We start from the raw sequence: 15,634 nt of genomic DNA, 5'->3' as shown, positions 1-15,634 counted from the left end.
TCCGCTACCGCCGCGCCGGGCCGCCGGCTCAGCCCTCCGTCAGCACCCCGCGGCCCGTGTCGGCCGTCCTCCGCCAGGACGGGGCGGCAGCGAGGGCGGCCAGCACCGGGGCGGCGGCGAGGAGCAGGCAGACCGACAGCGGGAGGCGCTCGGTGAGCAGACCGACCAGCGCCGTGGACGCCGAACCGCCCGCGTTGAAAGCCGTGTTGACCCAGGCGCCGGCCCGGGTGCGCTGCTCGGGCGGAGCGATCTCGTCGGTGAGCAAGTAGGCGGTGGTGAGGGTCGGAGCGACGGCCAGTCCGGCGAACGCGGCGATCACGGCCAGCACGGGGAGGGACGGGGCGAGCGCCGCCAGGGCGAGCGCGGCGCCAAGCAAGGCGGTCAGCACGGTGAGCCGATTCCCCGCCGCCGCACGCCAGTTGACGGCGCCCAGCGCCAATCCGCCGACCGCGCTGCCCGCGGCGAGCGCGGCCTCCACCCAGGCGACATCCGCGTCCCGCCCGTGCCGGCCCGCGAACACCACGGCCAGCAGGCCGAACGCACCGAGCCCCGCCCCCGCGCCGGCAGCAGCCGCCAGCGGCTGCCGGGCCCGGGACAGCAGGCCCTTGGTGCTCGAACTCGCCGCCTCCTCGGCCGAGTTGTTCCTGGCTGCTTCACGCGGCACCGAGACCGCCAGCGCGACCGTCCCGCCAAGGACGAGCACCGCGCTGAGCAGCAGGCCGACCGCCGGCCGGGCCACCGACGCGAGGGCGCCCGCCAGCAACGGGCCGGTAACGTACAGGAGTTCCTCCGCCACCGTGTCCAAGCTGTAGGCACGGCGGCGCAGTTCGGGATCGGTCACCAGCCGGCTCCACTGCGCCCGGGTGACGGGCCCGAGCGGCGGGGCGAACACTCCCGCCGCCGCGGCCAGCACCAGCAGCACGGGATACGGCACACCGGACCGCCAGGTGGCGGCGGCCAACCCGACCAGCGTCAGCGCGTACCCGGCCGCCATCGGCGGCAGAACGCGACGCGCACCGTGCCGATCGACCAGCCCCGCCCGGGCCGGGAACAGCAGGACGCTGACGGTGGAGAACACCGCCATCACCCAACCGGCCCGCGCGTACGAGCCGGTGGTGGCGGCGACGGCCAGCAGCAGGGAGAGCGAGACGGTGCCGTAGGAGAGGCGGCCGATCAGGGCCGCACCGAACAGTCGGGCCGCGCCGGGCGCACGCAGGACAGCCCTGTAGGACGACGAAGACATCGTGAAGTTCCTCGCGAAAGACGGCGCGCAACGCGCCGGAAGGTGAACAGGAACGCCGAAGGCGCCGCGCCACCGGTCGTGGTGGGCGGTCGCCGCGCGGGGTCCTAGTCACGGAGGAGGAACATGCCGGCCATGCTAGACCACCCGCCCCGGACGCCGTCCACGCACTTCCGCCCACCACGTCCTGACGGACCGTCACCGCCGCTGGAGCCACCACACCGCCAACGCGGTGCCGCCGGCCCCCGCGGCCGCCCGCACCGCGCTGAAGAGCGCCGCCCTGACCAACCGCTTCGCCGTCCGTCGCACATCGTTCGCCATCGCCGGCCCACCTCCGGATCGTCCGCCCCGGCCGGGTGCCCGGGCGCTGCGACCACCCTCGGGCGGACGGCCTCCGGATACCCCGATCCCCGGGCGGTGCGGGCGAGTTGGCCGCTACGCTCCAGGTAGCGGCGCTGCCCGCACCCGCCCGCACCGGGTGGAACGGGCGGGCATTCGGCCGCATCCGAACAGGGAGCACTCCGATCGCCACGCTCGACCCTCGCCAACGTCTGCACACCGAACTCGCGGCCCTCAAGGCCGAGGCCGACGCGGTGCGGCGGACGCAGGGCCTGCGCCCGCTCTCGCAGGCCGAGATCGAGCGGGCGCTGCGCCAACCGCCGTACGGGATCGCCGACTTCCGGGGCCAGCGGGTCAGCGACTGGGTGCCGAAGGACGTCCGGCAGGCGCAGGCGCCGGCTGCGGACAGCGCGGACGCGCTGTGGGCGCTGGTCCGCCTCTGGTCCGGGACGGCGGGCCGCCCGCCGCGCACCCGGCAGTACTGGACCGGCCTGGCGGAGGCGGCCCGCGAAGCACCGCTGACGACCCCCGCCGAGACCTTCGGGGCGCCGGAGCCGACCGCTCCCTCCCCCGTCCCCGAGTACGACCTCGATCAGCTCGGCGAGCGGGAGTTCGGGCGGCTGGTGCGACTGCTCGCGCGCGCCGAGGCGGGCGAGCCCGTCGCCGTGGACCACACCGAGCCGAACGGTCCGAGCCTCCCGGACGGCCACGAAGTGGCCGTCTGCTTCGTTCGCCCGACCGCCTGGTCCGGCACCCGGATCCCGGTCGCCTGGCTGGCCGAGCTCGCGGCGGATCTCGGCAGCCGCGGCATTCCCGCCCACCGGGTCCTGGTGTGCACCAACCTCCCGGGCACGCCCGACTCCGAGGCCGGGCTCCGGCCCCCGCACGACGACACGCCCCGGGCACGCCAGTTGGCGACCCGCGAGCTCCGGGGCCTCCGGATCTGGCATCAGAAGGACGTTCGGGCCCGGCTGCACGCCCATCCCGAACTGCGCCGCCTGTACGCGGGATTCGTCACCCCCATCGACACGCCCACCCAGGTCGGCGAGTTCCTCGACGGAGTGGCCGCGGGAACGACCGCCAGGCTCGCCCAGAGTCCCATCGACACGCCCACCCGGGTCAGCGAGTTCCTCGACGGAGTGGCGGCGGGAATGACCGCCAGGCTCGTCCATGCGCACACCGCCACCGAACTCCTCAGCGACCAGTGGGTCCGGCTCGGCCAGGCCGGCGCCGAGGGCGACCGGCAGCGCCTGAGCCTGGGCACGGTGGCCATCGACCTGGAGGCCACCACGCCGGCACCGGACACGGAAGTCACCGTGCAGAGCGCGCGCTTCGTCATCGAGCGCGGCGACCACATGCTGCGCCCGTCCAGCAGGCCGAAGGAGGCCGGCCTGCTGGACGTGGCCCTGATCGGCGGGCCGGGCCAGGGCAAGAGCACCCTCGGCCAACTCATCTGCCAGGCCTACCGCGTGTCCCTGCTCGGCAAGGACGACTCGGTGTACCTGTCGTCCAGCACACGCGTCCTGCTGCATGCCCTGCGCAACGACCTCAGTGCGGCCGGGATCCCCCTCCCGCGCGTGCGCCGCTGGCCGATCCGAATCGCGCTGCACGACTTCGCCAACCACCTCGCCACCGGCGGCGACCGCAGCATCCTGCGCTACCTGACGTCTCGGATCGGCCGTCAGCTCAATGGCAGGCTCGGCACCGAACGTCTCGAACAGTGGCTGGCCCACTGGCCGTGGTTCCTGGTCCTGGACGGGCTGGACGAGGTCGCCTCGCCCGAGGTTCGCGAGGACGTGATGATGGCGATCGAGGACTTCCTGCTCCACGTACGCCAGTTGGACGCGGACCACCTGATCCTGGCGACCACCCGCCCGCAGGGCTACCGGGGCGAGTTCCACGTCGGCGACTTCCAGCAACTGCGGCTGTCCCCGCTGTCCCCGGAAGCCGCCCGGCACTATGCGCAGCGGCTCGCGGACGCCCGGCACGCCGACGACCCGGAGATGCGCAGGGCGGTCGTGGCCCGGTTCGGCGAGGCCGCGCAGCAGCCCAACACGGCCCGCCTGATGAGCAGTCCGCTCCAGGTGACCATCATGTCGCTGCTGGTGGAACGCCGGACCAGGATGCCGCAGAACCGGTTCGAGCTCTTCGAGGCGTACTACTCGACCATCTACGCGCGCGAAGTCGACAAGCCCGGGGAGACCGGCCGACTGCTGGCCGAGCACAAGGGGCACATCGACTGGATGCACCAGTACGTCGGCCTGACCCTGCAGTCCCGGGCCGGGCAGGCCGGCGAGCTCGATTCCGTCATGCCGGAGTGGGAGCTGCGCCAACGCTCCCGCACCCGAATGGTCGAGGAGACCGAAGACCCGTCACAGGCAGCGGACTTGGCCCCGCAGCTCCTCGACGCGGCCACCGAGCGGCTGGTGCTGCTGGTCGCTCCCGAGGCGGGCCAGGTCGGCTTCGAGGTGCGCAGCCTCCAGGAGTTCATGGCCGCAAAGGCGCTGATCTCCGGCCCGGAGGCGGACATCCTGCCGCGGCTCCAGCAGCTCGCGGGCCGACCCGACTGGCACCACACCTGGCTGCTGGCGGCCGCCGGAATCTTCAGCCAGCGCCCGCACCTGCGGGACGGGCTGCTGGCCGTCCTGCGCGACGCCGACACCGAGGATCGGGTGGCGATGACCCTCCGCCCCGGCCTTTCGCTGGCCGCCGCCCTGGTCGAGGACGATCTCGCCCGCGCGCACCCCCGGCACCACCGGCTGCTGCTCGCCCACGCCTGTGAAGCACTGGACGGCCCGATGAACCCGACCTTCCAGGGGATCGCCCAGATCCTGGTGACCGCGGCCGACCGGTCCGACGGGGCGGCCGAGATCGTTCTGCGCGCCGCCGCGAGGGCCGTCCGCTCACGCGGCACGAGCCTGTTGACGGGGCTGGCGCTGCTCCAACGCTGGGTCCTGACCGACGGCGACTCCCGGCACACGGTGGCCGGGCTGGTCGACCGGACCATGGCGGCCCTCGACACCTCGACCCGCGCAGCTGTCGTCGCCTGGGACCGGACCGGCCACACGGCCTTCGAGGCCTTCGGCGTCCAGGCCCTTCAGCACTACCGCGTCCTGGGGCACGAGTCGCTGGGCCCCGTCCTCGCCGAGCACGACCGATCGGCCGCGGAGCTGGTCGAGTCCTTCGACGTCACCGTCGACCGGGTGGCGGTGTCCGGCGCCGAGCTCCGCGTGCTGGGGGTGGCCCCGCCGCCGACGTCCGATACCGACCTGATGACGGCCATCGCCGAGGCCGTGGAGGCCCAGCCGCTGACGTCCTGGCCGCTGGCCTCCCAATTGCGTTCGTGGCTGGCTGCCTCGGCGCTCCTGCTGCAGGACGGCCAGGCCCCGCCCCGGGTCCAGGGCATCAACTGACGCCCCCACCAGTCCCTTTACCCCACCGGCGCGTACCCCCGTGCCCGCACCAGGTCGTGCGTCAGCCGGGTGAACGCCCGGCTTGCCGCGCTGCGGTAGGCGCCCTCGCGGTGGAGCAGGGTCACGGTGCGGGTCGGCAGGGGCGGGTCGAGGGGGACGGGGGCGAGGTGGGGGTGGTCGTCGGTGACGGCGTCGGGGAGGACGGTGGCCAGGTCGGTGCGGCGGACGATCTCGGTGAGGGCCTGGATGGAGTTGGCCTCGACCGAGATGCGGGGAGTGGTCCGATGCTGTGCGAAGTAGTCGTCGATGTGACCGCGGGTGGCGAAGTCGCCGGTGAGGAGGGCGAGTTGTTCGCGCTGGAGGGCGGCGACGGGTAGCGGGCCGGGCATGGTCCGGGCGCGTTCGGCGCCGGTCACCAGGCTGAGGGTCTCGGTGAACAGGGCGGTGCCCGACAGGCCGGGGAGGTGGGTGCCGGCGAAGGCGATGCCGAGGTCGAGGTCGTCGGCGAGCAGGGCGGTTTCGATGCGGTCCTGGGTGGTCTCCGTGAGCGTGAGGCCGACGCCGGGGTGGCGGGTGTGCAGTTCGGCGGTGAGCGGGCCGATCAGGTAGGCGGTGAACGTGGGGGTGACGCCGAGGCGCAGGTGGCCGCGGGTGAGGTCCTGGACGTCGTGGACGGCGCGTTCGGCGGCGGCCAGGTCGCGCAGCGCGCGCCGGGCGTGTTCGGTGTAGACGACGCCGGCGTCGGTGAGCTGCACGGTGCGGCCGGTGCGGTCGAGCAGTTGGACGCCGACGGTCTTCTCCAGCTGCTTGATCTGCTGGGAGAGCGTGGGCTGCGAGATGTGCAGGTCCTCGGCGGCGCGGGTGAAGTTCCCCTGCTCGGCGACGGCGAGCAGGTAGCGCAGGTGACGCAGTTCGACGGAAGCCATGGACAGCACTATAGATACGACCAATGGAGACCATGGCCAACGACTCTTGGACGCTATGAGCACAGGTCATGCATGGTGGATCTCACCAGCCCACCGGGGCCGGCACTCACTCGAAGGGAGTGACCATGCAGGACATCACCGACGGCGTCGCCCGTTTCCAGCGCGACGTCTTCCCGGCCAAGAAGGAACTCTTCGCCCACCTGGCCACGCACCACACCCCGGACACGCTGTTCATCAGCTGCTCCGACGCCCGCGTGGTGCCCGAGCTGATCACCGGCACGGAACCCGGCGACCTGTTCGTCGTCCGCACCGCGGGCAACCTCGTCCCCGCCCACACCCTCGGGGCCGACGGCATCTCCGCCAGCATCGAGTACGCGGTGGCGGCCCTGAACGTGCGGGACATCATCGTCTGCGGCCACTCCGCCTGCGGCGCGATGACCGCCCTCGCCGAGGGCCACGACCTCACCGGCGCCCCCGCCGTCGCCTCCTGGCTGCGCCACGCGGACTCCTCGCTGGCCCGCACCGCCGCCGACGGCGACGTCCCGGCACTGGTCCGCGAGAACGTCCTCGCCCAGCTCGCGAACCTCGCCACCCACCCCTCGGTGGCCCGCGCACTGAACGAGCACAAGGTCGCCCTGCACGGCTGGGTCTACGACATCCCGACCGGCCGCATCGACGACCTCACCGCGTCCGACCTCACCCCGTCCGACCTCACCCCGTCCGACCGCGCCGCGTCCGACGACCGCTCCTCCGCCGCGATCGCGGCCTGACCGAAGGAACCGAGCCACCGTGATCCAGTCCCAGTTCAACCAGACCGCCCGCGAGGCCCTGGCCGCCAAGGCCGTCGACGCCAAGGCCCGCAAGGACCTCTCCTGGCAGCAGATCGCCGACGCCTCCGGCCTCTCGGTCGCCTTCACCACCGCCGCCGTCCTCGGCCAGCACCCGCTCCCCCAGGACTCCGCCGAGGCCGTCGCCGCGCTCCTCGGCCTCGACGAGGACGACACCCGACTGCTCCAGAGCGTCCCGGTCCGCGGCTCGATGCCCGACCGCATCCCCACCGACCCGACCATGTACCGCTTCTACGAGATGCTCCAGGTCTACGGCACCACCCTCAAGGCCCTGGTCCACGAGCAGTTCGGCGACGGCATCATCTCCGCCATCAACTTCAGGCTCGACGTCAAGAAGGTCGCCGACCCGGACGGCGGCGAGCGCGCCGTCATCACCCTCGACGGCAAGTACCTCCCCACCAAGCCGTTCTGAGTCGACCAGCACGCCACCGGGGCGGACCGCACCGACCGGTCCGCCCCGCCCCCAACTGCCAGGAGCCACCGTGGACTTCGCCCAGCGCACCATCGACCTCGCCCGCCAGAACGTCCTGGAAGGCGGCCGCCCCTTCGCCACCGTCATCGTCAGGGACGGCGAGATCCTCGCCGAGAGCCCCAACAAGGTGGCCCAGACCGGCGACCCCACCGCCCACGCGGAGATCCTCGCCATCCGCGACGCGTGCACGAAGCTCGGCACCGAGCACCTGACCGGCGCCACCATCTACGTGCTGGCCCACCCTTGCCCGATGTGCCTGGGCTCGCTGTACTACTGCTCGCCGGACGAGGTCGTCTTCCTGACCACCCGCGACGCGTACGAGCCGCACTACGTCGACGACCGCAAGTACTTCGAACTGAACTCGTTCTACGAGGAGTTCGCCAAGCCGTGGCAGGAGCGCCGACTGCCGATGCGCCACCAGGAACGCGAGGACGCGGTCGACGTCTACCGCCTGTGGCAGCAGCGCAACGGCGGTGAGCGCCGCGTCGCGGGCGCCCCCGCCGCCGGCTGACCGACGGGCCCGCTACACCGGGTTCGCCGCGTAGATGTGCTCGGCGAACTCGGCGAGCTGGTGCTCGGGGAGGTGCCGGGCCAGGTCGGCCTCGCTGATCATGCCGACCATCCGCTTGTTCTCGATCACGGGGAGTCGGCGGATGCGGTGGCTCTCCATCTCGCGCAGGACGTCGTCGACGCCCGCGTCCGCGTCGATCCAGCGCGGGGTGCCCTCGATGATGTCGGACGCCGTGCACTCGGCCGGGCTGAGCCCTTCCGAGACGCACTTCACGACGATGTCCCGGTCGGTGATGATCCCGCACAGCCGTTCACTGTGCGTCTCGTCGCCGACGGGCAGCGCGCCCACGTTCAACCGGCGCATCAGCTGGGCGGCGTGCAGGAGTGTGTCGCTCTTGGTGATCCAGTGGGCACCCGGATGCATGATGTCCTTGGCCGTGGTCATGCCGTCCTCCTGGTTACTGCTGGTTACGTCTGGCTGTGCCCCTCGTCCAGGTTCTCCCCGCGCATCGGTCCCCGCGATTCGAACCGATCCGGGAGCGATGCCGACGATGCGCCCCCGCGGTCAACTCCCGGCCCGTGCCAGCACTCTGGCCGCGTGCACCTTCCCGGCGTGCTCAACGAGGTTGATCAGCACGGTCTTTCCCGAGCCCCGTTCCCGCGCGTCGCACAGCACCACGGGGGTCTCGCCGTCGAGGTCGAGGGCCCGGGAGACCTCCTCGGGCGCGAACGCGCGGGTGCCGTCGAAGTGGTTGACGGCGACCACGAACGGGATGCCGCGGTGCTCGAAGAAGTCGACGGCGGGGAAGCAGTCGGTGAGGCGGCGGGTGTCGGCGAGGACGACGGCGCCGAGCGCGCCCTGGGCGAGTTCGTCCCAGAGAAACCAGAAGCGGTCCTGGCCGGGGGTGCCGAACAGGTAGACGGACAGGCCCTCGCGGATGGTGATCCGGCCGAAGTCCATGGCGACGGTGGTGGTGGTCTTGCGTTCGACGCCGCCGAGGTCGTCGACGTGGGTGCCGGCCGCTGTCAACTGCTCTTCGGTGCGCAGGGGTTTGATCTCGCTGACGGCGCCGACCAGGGTGGTCTTGCCGACGCCGAAGCCGCCGGCCACCAGGATCTTCAGGGCGAGGTCGGTGTCAGAGCGCGCGAAGTCCATGGATGACCTCCTGGAGGATGTGCTCGTGCGGGAGCAGGGCCGGCGGGACGGGGCGGCTGACCCGGACGAGTTCGGCGTCGAGGAGGTCGCCGAGCAGGACCCGGACCACGCCGAGCGGCAGGTCGAGGTCGGCGGCGATCTCGGCGACGGACAGCGCGTTGCCCAGGCACAGGTGCAGGATGGCGGCCTGTTCGGGGCCGATCGGCAGAACGGCGGGGTCGGGGACGTCGGTGACCACCAGGGCGATCAGGTCGAAGGGCTGGCCGGGGCGGGTGCGGCCCTTGGTGAGCGCGTACGGGCGGACCATCGGCCCGGCGGCCTCGTCGTACCACTGGACGGGTCGCTCGGGCGGCGGCGGGTAGCCGAACGGGGAGCCGGGCAGGTAGCGGCGCGGCGGGTAGGCCAACGGGCTCACCCCTCCCGGTGGCCGCGCGGGGCGGCGTGCAGGTGTTCGCCGACCCGGCGCACCAGGCGGGCCATCTCGTAGGCGACCAGGCCGAGATCGGCGTCGGGTCCGGCGAAGACCGCCAGGCAGGAGGACTGGCCGGCGGCCGCGACGAACAGGAAGCCGCGCTCCAACTCGACCATGGTCTGCCGCACTTGGCCGGCGTCGAAGTGCCGGCCCGCCCCCTTGGCGAGGCTGTGGAAGCCGGAGGCGACGGCGGCCAGGTGCTCGGTGTCCTCGCGGGCCAGGCCGCTGGAGTTGCCCATCGACAGGCCGTCGGCGGAGAGCACCACGGCGAACTTGACGTGCGCGGTGCGGGTGATCAACTCGTCGAGCAGCCAGTTGAGTTCGCCGCTGTGCTGGGCGGTGCCGATCATCGGTCGAGGTCTCCTCGGTCCAGGGGGTGCGGGTCGGGGGCGCTGCCGCGGGCCCAGCCGCGCTGGAACGCGGCCATCGCGGTGCGGGCCTGCTCCGGGTCGCGTTCGGCGGGCGCGGCGGGGCGCAGCCCTGGCCGGACCGGTGCGGGCGCTTCGCGCAGTTGCGGCGCGAGGCTGGCCTGCCGTACCCGGCGCGGGAGCCGGTCGTCGCCGTCGGCGGGAAGCGCGAGCCACGGCACGGCCGGGAGCTGCGGCGCGGGCGGTTCGGCGAGGGCGGTGGCGGTGGCCCGACCGGACAGCGGTGGCGGGGTCAACGGCCTTGCGGGGTAGGCGGGTTCGACATGGCTGTCAAGCTGCTCCGGCTCGCCGGCCCGCAGGTCGAGCAGGTCGGTCGGCAGCAGCACGACGGCGGTGGTGCCGCCGTACGCGGACGGGCGGAGGGCGACTTTGACGCCGTGGCGCTTGGCGAGTCGGCTGACCACGAACAGGCCGAGCCGGTCGCTGTCGAACAGGTCGACCTGGTCGCTGGCGGCGATCCGCCGGTTGGCGTCGGCGAGGGCTTCGGGGCCCATGCCGAGGCCGCGGTCCTCGATCTCCACCACGTAGCCGGTGCCGACCTGTTCGCCGCGGATGTGGACCTTGGTGTGCGGGGGCGAGAACCCGGTGGCGTTCTCGACGAGTTCGGCCATCAGGTGGGTGAGGTCGGCGACGGCCGGGCCGGTGACGGCGGCGGGCGGGAGGCGGTGGACGTCGACCCGGGCGTACTCCTCGACCTCGGCGACGGCGGCGCGGACCACGTCGGTGAGCGGGACGGGTTTGCGCCAGGCCCGGCCGGGGGCGGCGCCGGAGAGGATGATCAGGCCTTCGGCGTGGCGGCGCATCCGGGTGGTGAGGTGGTCGAGCCGGAACAGGTCGTCGAGTTCGGCGGGGTCCTCGGTGCGGCGTTCCATCGCGTCCAGCAGGGTGAGTTGACGGTGCACCAGGACCTGGCTGCGGCGGGCCAGGTTGACGAAGACGCCGGAGACGCCGGAGAGCACCTCGGCGCGTTCGACGGCGGCGGTGACGGCGGCCCGCTGCACGCTGTCGAGGGCCCGGTGGACCTGGCCGATCTCGTCGCCGCCGTGTTCCCGCAGCGGCGCCTCGGCGTCCACGTCGACCTCCGCGCCGGACCTCAACCGCCGCATGGTGGCGGGGAGTTTGCGTCCGGCGAGTTCGAGTGCGGCGTTGCGCAGGGCGTGCAGTTCGGCGACCAGGCCGCGGCCGACCTGGACGGAGATCAGCAGGGCGGCGAGGACGGCGAGCAGGCCGAGCAGCACGGTGGCGCCGGAGGTGGTGAACAGGCCCAGGGCGTACGGGTCGGAGCGTTCGGCGGCGGTCTGTCCGGCCTGCTGTTCGACAGCGGCGAGGTCGTGGGCGGTGGTGGCGGCGACCGTGGTCCAGCGGTCGGCGGGGACGGCGGCGAGGGCGGCGGCAGGGCCGTCGGCGGCGAGCGCGGCGTCCTCGTAGCGGCGCAGTTCCCGGTAGTCGGGGCCGGTGGTGACGGCGGCCAGCGCGGTGCGGTCGGCGGGGCGCAGGTCCGGTGCGGAGGCCTGTTCGAACTGGCTGCGGGCGTAGCCGGCCTGCAGGACGGCGCGGTACTGGCCGTCGGAGAGTCGGCCGGCCCGGGCGGCGGCGCGCAACAGGGCGTCCTCGCGGGCGAGTTGTTCGCGGGAGCGGGCGAATTCGAGCAGCGCGCGGGCGTCGGCGGCGACCCGGTGGTCCTGCAGCGCGGTGAGCGAGCCGGCCACCGCGAGGGCGTGGTCGACGGCGGCGGTGTAGGCGCTGTAGGCGTCGTCCCAGCGGACGCCGTGGCCGAGGATCTGGAGGCGCAGCACGGGGAGTCCGGCGAGGGAGCGGGTGAGGGTGTCGAGGCGGTCGGCGGGTTCGCCGCCGAGGCCTTCGGCGTCGGCGCGGTTGTAGCCGGGGGCGAGGCTGAGCGGGGCGGCGGCGCGGTCGGTGTTCTGGGCGGCGGCGCGCAGTTCGCCGTCCCGGGCGGCGTCGGGGCCGGTGGTGGCGAGGAGTTGTCCGGCGGCGGCGCGTTCCGCCTGCAGGGCGGTGACGGTGCGGTCGAGGGGGGCGCGCAGGGCGGCGTCGACGTCCTTGATCCGCAGCAGGTCCGAGACGTCGCCCGCGGTGCTGACGGCGGCGAACGACCACAGCGCCATCAGGGCGACCACGGGGAGCATCAGCACGGCGACGATCCGGGCGCGGACGGTGCGCGGACGCAGGTCGGTCCGGGTGAACGGGGCGGTGGGCAGCGGGGTTTCGTCGGCGGGCGGTCCGGCGTGGGCGCCGCGCCGGGGGGCGCCGGGCCGGCCGCGGGCGGGACCGCGCGGTGCGCTGGGGGCGGGTGGTCCGCTGCGGGAGGTGCCTCGGGGTGGGCGCATGGGGGGCGGCCTTTCGGGGGGTGGCGGGCAGTCAGGCGGCGCGGCCGAGTTCCTCGACGGCGAGTTCGCCGGCTTCGCGGTAGGCGGCGCTCTCCTGGGCGGTCGGGGAGAGCGAGACGAACGCGGCGGTGAGGAACAGGAAGGAGCCGAGTCCGACGGCCAGCGGGAAGACGAACTGCATCGGGGTGGCGCCGCCGAGGCCGGTGCGGGCGGGTTCCATGTGGACGTGCACGGCGGCCATGCCGGTGTAGTGCATGCAGCTGACGGCGATGCCCATGACCAGGGAGGCGGCGGCCGCGGCGTACACGTTGCGGATGGTGATGGCGGCCCAGAGTGCGGCGGTGGCGGCGGCGACGGCGATCAGCACGGACAGCGCCACGGTGCCGAAGCGGTACTGCAGTTCGCCGTGGATGCGGACGGCGGCCATGCCGAGGTAGTGCATGGCGGCGACGCCGACGCCGGTGGTGAGGCCGCCGAGCAGCAGGCTGCGGCCGCGGTGCCGCCCGTGGCCAACGACGAAGACGCCGAGGCCGACCACGGCGACGGCGACCAGCAGGCTGAGCACGGTCAGCGGGACGTCGTAGCGCAGTTCGGTGCCGTTCACCGTGAAGCCGAACATGGCGACGAAGTGCATGGTCCAGATGCCGGAGCCGATCGCGGCGGCGGCGGTGAGCAGCCAGTTGCGGCGGGAGGCGCCGGTGGCGGACAGCGCGCGCAGGGTGCACCGCAGGCCGAGGGCGGCGCCCACGCAGGCCATCGCGTAGGACAGGACTGGGGTGAGCCAGCCGAAACTGAAGTGGTCCATCGATCCCATGGGTGCCTCCCGCGAGTGCCCGGCGGCGCTCGCCCACTCTGGTGTTGTTCAGGGCTCCCGGGTGCCATGGCTCTTGTGATCCGGGGACGCTGGACGCTACCCAGAGTTGAGAGATGGTCACCAGAAGATCTGAAAAGCACCACGCATTGTGGGGGCGATGTGCTCGAATGGGCCCGCGGCCTATGCCTGCCGCATGTCCCCGCGATGCCGACGACTATTCGAGGTGCGGGCTGTCGGCCGGACCCGCTAATCTCCGCGTGCTTCCCAGTTGGAACATCAATTCGAGGATCTACGTGCCCAATCCCGTCCCGCCCCCGCCGGCCGACGCGTTCGCCGCTCCCGCGTACGCCGCCCCGGGTGCCGAGACCGCTCCCACGTATGCCGCCCCGGGTGCCGAGACCATTGCCTCGTACGCCGCTCCGGGCGCCGAGACCGCTGCCGCCCCGCAGCCGCAGTTCCACGGCCCGTTCTGCCGTTTCTGCGGTTCGGTCCCGGCCGTGGAGGCCACGGTCCGCGGCCACCAGGGCTTCATCGTGCTCATGCGCTTCCTCAAGCTGCGGGGCCCGTTCTGCCGCGACTGCGGTCTCGCGTCGGTGCGCCGGATGACCTCGAACAGCCTGTGGCAGGGCTGGTGGGGCATCGGCTCGATGCTGATCAACCCGATCACCATGCTGAGCAACCTGGCGGCCTGGTCGAAGGTCCGCCGGCTGCCCGCGCCGCTGCCGGGCGCGCCGGCCACCCCGATGCCGGTGGGCCGTCCGCTGTGGAAGCGGGTGGAGATCCTCGGCCTGCTGCTGCCGGTGCTGCTGATCTCCGCCCTGGTCTGGAACGGCGGCCACTCCTGGAGCGACACGAGCACCGGCCCCACCCCGACCCGGGTGTACCTCAGCCCCTACCCGACCCCCACGTCCAGCGCCGTCGACCCGGCGAACGTGAAGGTCGGCGACTGCCTGCACCAGGTCGGCGGCTCCACCCGCACGTTCATCGTCGTGGTCGACTGCGGCGCCGCGAACGCGGACTCCAAGGTGGTCGGCCGCTCCACCGCGACCACCGACGACGTCTGCGACGCCTACCCCGACAGCGACAGCCGGCTCGTCCGGGAGAGCGGATCCCACCCGGTCACGCTCTGCCTGGTGAAGCTCACCCACGCCAGCACCGGAACCACCTGAACCACCTGAGCCGCCCGCACCGCCCGCTCCCCCTTTCCACTCCCGGGAGCGGGCGGTGCGCTGTTCGCTAACGCTCCTGACGGCGGCTCAGCTTCACCCGGGCCGGACCACGGACCTCCAGGGTGATGCCCTGGCCGAGCGGGACGTCCTGGTCGACGGCGGTGATCTCGAACTCGCGCAGCAGCACGGCCAGTGCGAGCACCGACTCCAGCATCGAGAAGTGCTGGCCGATGCAGGCGCGCGGGCCGCCGCCGAACGGGAACCAGGCGTAGCGGTGCCGGGCGGCCTCCCGCTCGGGGGTGAACCGGTCGGGGTCGAAGCGCTCCGGGTCCTCCCAGTGGTCGGGGTGGCGGTGCGTCACGTACGGAGCGACCAGCACGTCCGCGCCGCCCGGGATCTCGACGCCGCCGACCACGGTGGACTCGACGGCCCGTCGACCGATCGAGGGGGCGGCCGGGAAGAGCCGCATCGCCTCCTTGAGCACCTGGGTCAGGTACGGGAGTTTCGGGTAGTCGGCGGCGGTGGGGCGGCGGCCGTCGGCGAGCAGCTCGACGACCTCCTGGTGGGCCCGGCGCTGCTGCTCGGGGTGCTTGCCGAGCAGGTGCAGGGCGAAGGTCAGCGAGGTGGCGGTGGTCTCGTGGCCGGCCAGCAGGAAGATCAGCACCTGCTCGCGCAGCTCGGTGGCGTCGAGCTGGTTGCCGTCCTCGTCGCGGGCCCTGGCGAGCAGGCCGAGCAGGTCCTCCCCGTCCCGTTCCTCGGTGACGCCCTCGGCGGCGCGCCGCTCGATGATCCCGTCGCACACGGCGTACAGGGTGCGCTCAGCCTCCAGCGCCTTGCGGTGGCCGGGCAGCGGCCACTCCCGCGGCAGCCGGACCGGCGAGAAGCCGCGGGAGCGGACGAACGCACCGAGGACCGGGAAGGCGTCGTGGACGGTCTCCACGGCCTGTTCGACGTCCTGGCCGAACAGGATCCGGGCGACGGTGCGCAGCGCGAACCGGGACATCTCCTCGGCGGCGTCCACCGTCCCGTCGGGGGCGGTGGCCCAGCGCTCCACCAGCGACTCGGCCTCGACCCCGATGGCGTCCGCGTACTGGTCGACCCGGCGGCGGGTGAACAGCGGCTGGACCAGGCGGCGCTGGCGCAGGTAGTCCTCGTCCTGGGCGGTGAGCAGGCCGTTGCCGAAGCTCTCCCTGATCTCGCTGTAGAAGACGTTGTCCTTGCGGAAGTTGGCCGATTCGGTGGCCAGTACCTGCTGGACGCCCTCGGGCGAGGCGACCAGGTAGATCTCGGCGCGCAGCCCGGGCGGGCCGGCCGTGATCCGCAGCACGTCGCCGTGGTCGCGCCGGGCGGCGAGGTAGGTGGCGAGCGAACTGCGTCGGAGATCGAGCAGCGAGCCGATCAGCGGCAGTCCGGCGGGGCCGGGCACGCGGGTGGTCGCGGTCATGGAGTTCCCCCTCCATCGGCGGGCGAACCTCCGGACAGTGGAGGCTCGCTGACAA

General features: G+C 73.2%; 15 protein-coding genes. 5 read left to right on the top strand and 10 right to left on the bottom strand.

What is annotated here, in order from left to right:
* Positions 1 to 28 precede the first annotated feature (28 nt).
* Positions 29 to 1,243: an MFS transporter gene (locus tag CG736_RS21705; RefSeq protein ID WP_100587849.1), complete on the bottom strand. Its 1,215-nt coding sequence runs from the start codon at positions 1,241 to 1,243 to the stop codon at positions 29 to 31.
* A 195-nt stretch (positions 1,244 to 1,438) separates the two neighbouring features.
* Positions 1,439 to 1,561 (bottom strand): hypothetical protein, encoded by a 123-nt coding sequence (locus CG736_RS38425; RefSeq protein WP_255419023.1) that lies wholly within the window; start codon positions 1,559 to 1,561, stop codon positions 1,439 to 1,441.
* Between the two features lie 107 nt (positions 1,562 to 1,668).
* On the opposite strand from CG736_RS38425, the gene CG736_RS21700 reads away from it, so the two are divergent.
* Complete coding sequence (locus CG736_RS21700; protein WP_157815688.1) at positions 1,669 to 4,992, top strand: NACHT domain-containing NTPase; 3,324 nt, start codon at positions 1,669 to 1,671, stop codon at positions 4,990 to 4,992.
* Between the two features lie 17 nt (positions 4,993 to 5,009).
* Here the strand turns inward: CG736_RS21700 and cynR are convergent, their stop codons facing one another.
* Positions 5,010 to 5,918, bottom strand: coding sequence for a transcriptional regulator CynR (gene cynR, locus CG736_RS21695; RefSeq protein ID WP_100587847.1), 909 nt, complete (start codon positions 5,916 to 5,918; stop codon positions 5,010 to 5,012).
* Between the two features lie 125 nt (positions 5,919 to 6,043).
* On the opposite strand from cynR, the gene CG736_RS21690 reads away from it, so the two are divergent.
* From CG736_RS21690 to CG736_RS21680, 3 genes are all read left to right on the top strand, one after another.
* Positions 6,044 to 6,688 carry a carbonic anhydrase gene (locus tag CG736_RS21690; protein ID WP_100587846.1) on the top strand — a complete coding sequence of 215 codons (645 nt, stop codon included), beginning with the start codon at positions 6,044 to 6,046 and terminating at the stop codon, positions 6,686 to 6,688.
* A gap of 19 nt (positions 6,689 to 6,707) precedes the next feature.
* Positions 6,708 to 7,178, top strand: a complete 471-nt coding sequence (cynS, locus tag CG736_RS21685) for a cyanase (RefSeq protein ID WP_100587845.1) — start codon at positions 6,708 to 6,710, stop codon at positions 7,176 to 7,178.
* A gap of 70 nt (positions 7,179 to 7,248) precedes the next feature.
* A complete protein-coding gene (locus CG736_RS21680) occupies positions 7,249 to 7,749 on the top strand; it encodes a nucleoside deaminase (protein ID WP_100587844.1) in 501 nt (166 codons plus the stop codon).
* 12 nt (positions 7,750 to 7,761) lie between these two features.
* On the opposite strand, the gene CG736_RS21675 is transcribed toward CG736_RS21680, so the two are convergent.
* The 6 genes from CG736_RS21675 to CG736_RS21650 all read right to left on the bottom strand — a co-directional run bounded on the left by CG736_RS21675 (position 7,762) and on the right by CG736_RS21650 (position 12,966).
* Positions 7,762 to 8,193, bottom strand: coding sequence for a CBS domain-containing protein (locus CG736_RS21675; protein ID WP_100587843.1), 432 nt, complete (start codon positions 8,191 to 8,193; stop codon positions 7,762 to 7,764).
* A 120-nt stretch (positions 8,194 to 8,313) separates the two neighbouring features.
* Positions 8,314 to 8,904 (bottom strand): ATP/GTP-binding protein, encoded by a 591-nt coding sequence (locus CG736_RS21670; protein ID WP_043911071.1) that lies wholly within the window; start codon positions 8,902 to 8,904, stop codon positions 8,314 to 8,316.
* On the bottom strand, positions 8,885 to 9,211 hold the full coding sequence (locus CG736_RS21665; protein WP_229848276.1) for a DUF742 domain-containing protein: 327 nt from the start codon (positions 9,209 to 9,211) through the stop codon (positions 8,885 to 8,887). The genes CG736_RS21670 and CG736_RS21665 overlap by 20 nt, the downstream gene beginning before the upstream one ends.
* Positions 9,212 to 9,315: 104 nt before the next feature.
* The gene (locus CG736_RS21660; protein ID WP_100587842.1) at positions 9,316 to 9,726 is read right to left on the bottom strand and encodes a roadblock/LC7 domain-containing protein; all 411 of its coding nucleotides are present in this window, start codon (positions 9,724 to 9,726) and stop codon (positions 9,316 to 9,318) included.
* A complete protein-coding gene (locus tag CG736_RS21655) occupies positions 9,723 to 12,152 on the bottom strand; it encodes a nitrate- and nitrite sensing domain-containing protein (protein WP_100587841.1) in 2,430 nt (809 codons plus the stop codon). The genes CG736_RS21660 and CG736_RS21655 overlap by 4 nt, the downstream gene beginning before the upstream one ends.
* Positions 12,153 to 12,183: 31 nt before the next feature.
* Entirely contained in the window at positions 12,184 to 12,966 is a 783-nt protein-coding gene (locus tag CG736_RS21650; RefSeq protein ID WP_100587840.1) for an MHYT domain-containing protein, read from the bottom strand.
* 293 nt (positions 12,967 to 13,259) lie between these two features.
* Between CG736_RS21650 and CG736_RS21645 the strand changes: the two genes are divergently transcribed.
* The gene (locus tag CG736_RS21645) at positions 13,260 to 14,135 is read left to right on the top strand and encodes a toxin-antitoxin system, toxin component (RefSeq protein WP_100587839.1); all 876 of its coding nucleotides are present in this window, start codon (positions 13,260 to 13,262) and stop codon (positions 14,133 to 14,135) included.
* Positions 14,136 to 14,202: 67 nt separating this feature from the next.
* Here the strand turns inward: CG736_RS21645 and CG736_RS21640 are convergent, their stop codons facing one another.
* Complete coding sequence (locus CG736_RS21640) at positions 14,203 to 15,579, bottom strand: cytochrome P450 (RefSeq protein ID WP_100587838.1); 1,377 nt, start codon at positions 15,577 to 15,579, stop codon at positions 14,203 to 14,205.
* Between the last annotated feature and the right edge of the window lie 55 nt (positions 15,580 to 15,634).

Source organism: Kitasatospora sp. CB02891 (assembly GCF_002803145.1).
Lineage (GTDB): Bacteria > Actinomycetota > Actinomycetes > Streptomycetales > Streptomycetaceae > Kitasatospora > Kitasatospora griseola.
The sequence above is the reverse complement of the archived record's forward strand: the minus strand, read 5'-3'. Positions and strand labels throughout refer to the sequence as shown.

Excerpts from the sequence above, each read along its gene's own strand:
- CG736_RS21640 (WP_100587838.1), bottom strand. The coding sequence starts at position 15,579 with ATGACCGCGACCACCCGCGTGCCCGGCCCCGCCGGACTGCCGCTGATC.
- CG736_RS21660 (WP_100587842.1), bottom strand. The coding sequence starts at position 9,726 with ATGATCGGCACCGCCCAGCACAGCGGCGAACTCAACTGGCTGCTCGAC.
- CG736_RS21670 (WP_043911071.1), bottom strand. The coding sequence starts at position 8,904 with ATGGACTTCGCGCGCTCTGACACCGACCTCGCCCTGAAGATCCTGGTG.
- CG736_RS38425 (WP_255419023.1), bottom strand. The coding sequence starts at position 1,561 with ATGGCGAACGATGTGCGACGGACGGCGAAGCGGTTGGTCAGGGCGGCG.
- CG736_RS21655 (WP_100587841.1), bottom strand. The coding sequence starts at position 12,152 with ATGCGCCCACCCCGAGGCACCTCCCGCAGCGGACCACCCGCCCCCAGC.
- CG736_RS21675 (WP_100587843.1), bottom strand. The coding sequence starts at position 8,193 with ATGACCACGGCCAAGGACATCATGCATCCGGGTGCCCACTGGATCACC.
- CG736_RS21665 (WP_229848276.1), bottom strand. The coding sequence starts at position 9,211 with ATGGTCCGCCCGTACGCGCTCACCAAGGGCCGCACCCGCCCCGGCCAG.
- cynR (WP_100587847.1), bottom strand. The coding sequence starts at position 5,918 with ATGGCTTCCGTCGAACTGCGTCACCTGCGCTACCTGCTCGCCGTCGCC.
- CG736_RS21705 (WP_100587849.1), bottom strand. The coding sequence starts at position 1,243 with ATGTCTTCGTCGTCCTACAGGGCTGTCCTGCGTGCGCCCGGCGCGGCC.
- CG736_RS21690 (WP_100587846.1), top strand. The coding sequence starts at position 6,044 with ATGCAGGACATCACCGACGGCGTCGCCCGTTTCCAGCGCGACGTCTTC.
- CG736_RS21650 (WP_100587840.1), bottom strand. The coding sequence starts at position 12,966 with ATGGGATCGATGGACCACTTCAGTTTCGGCTGGCTCACCCCAGTCCTG.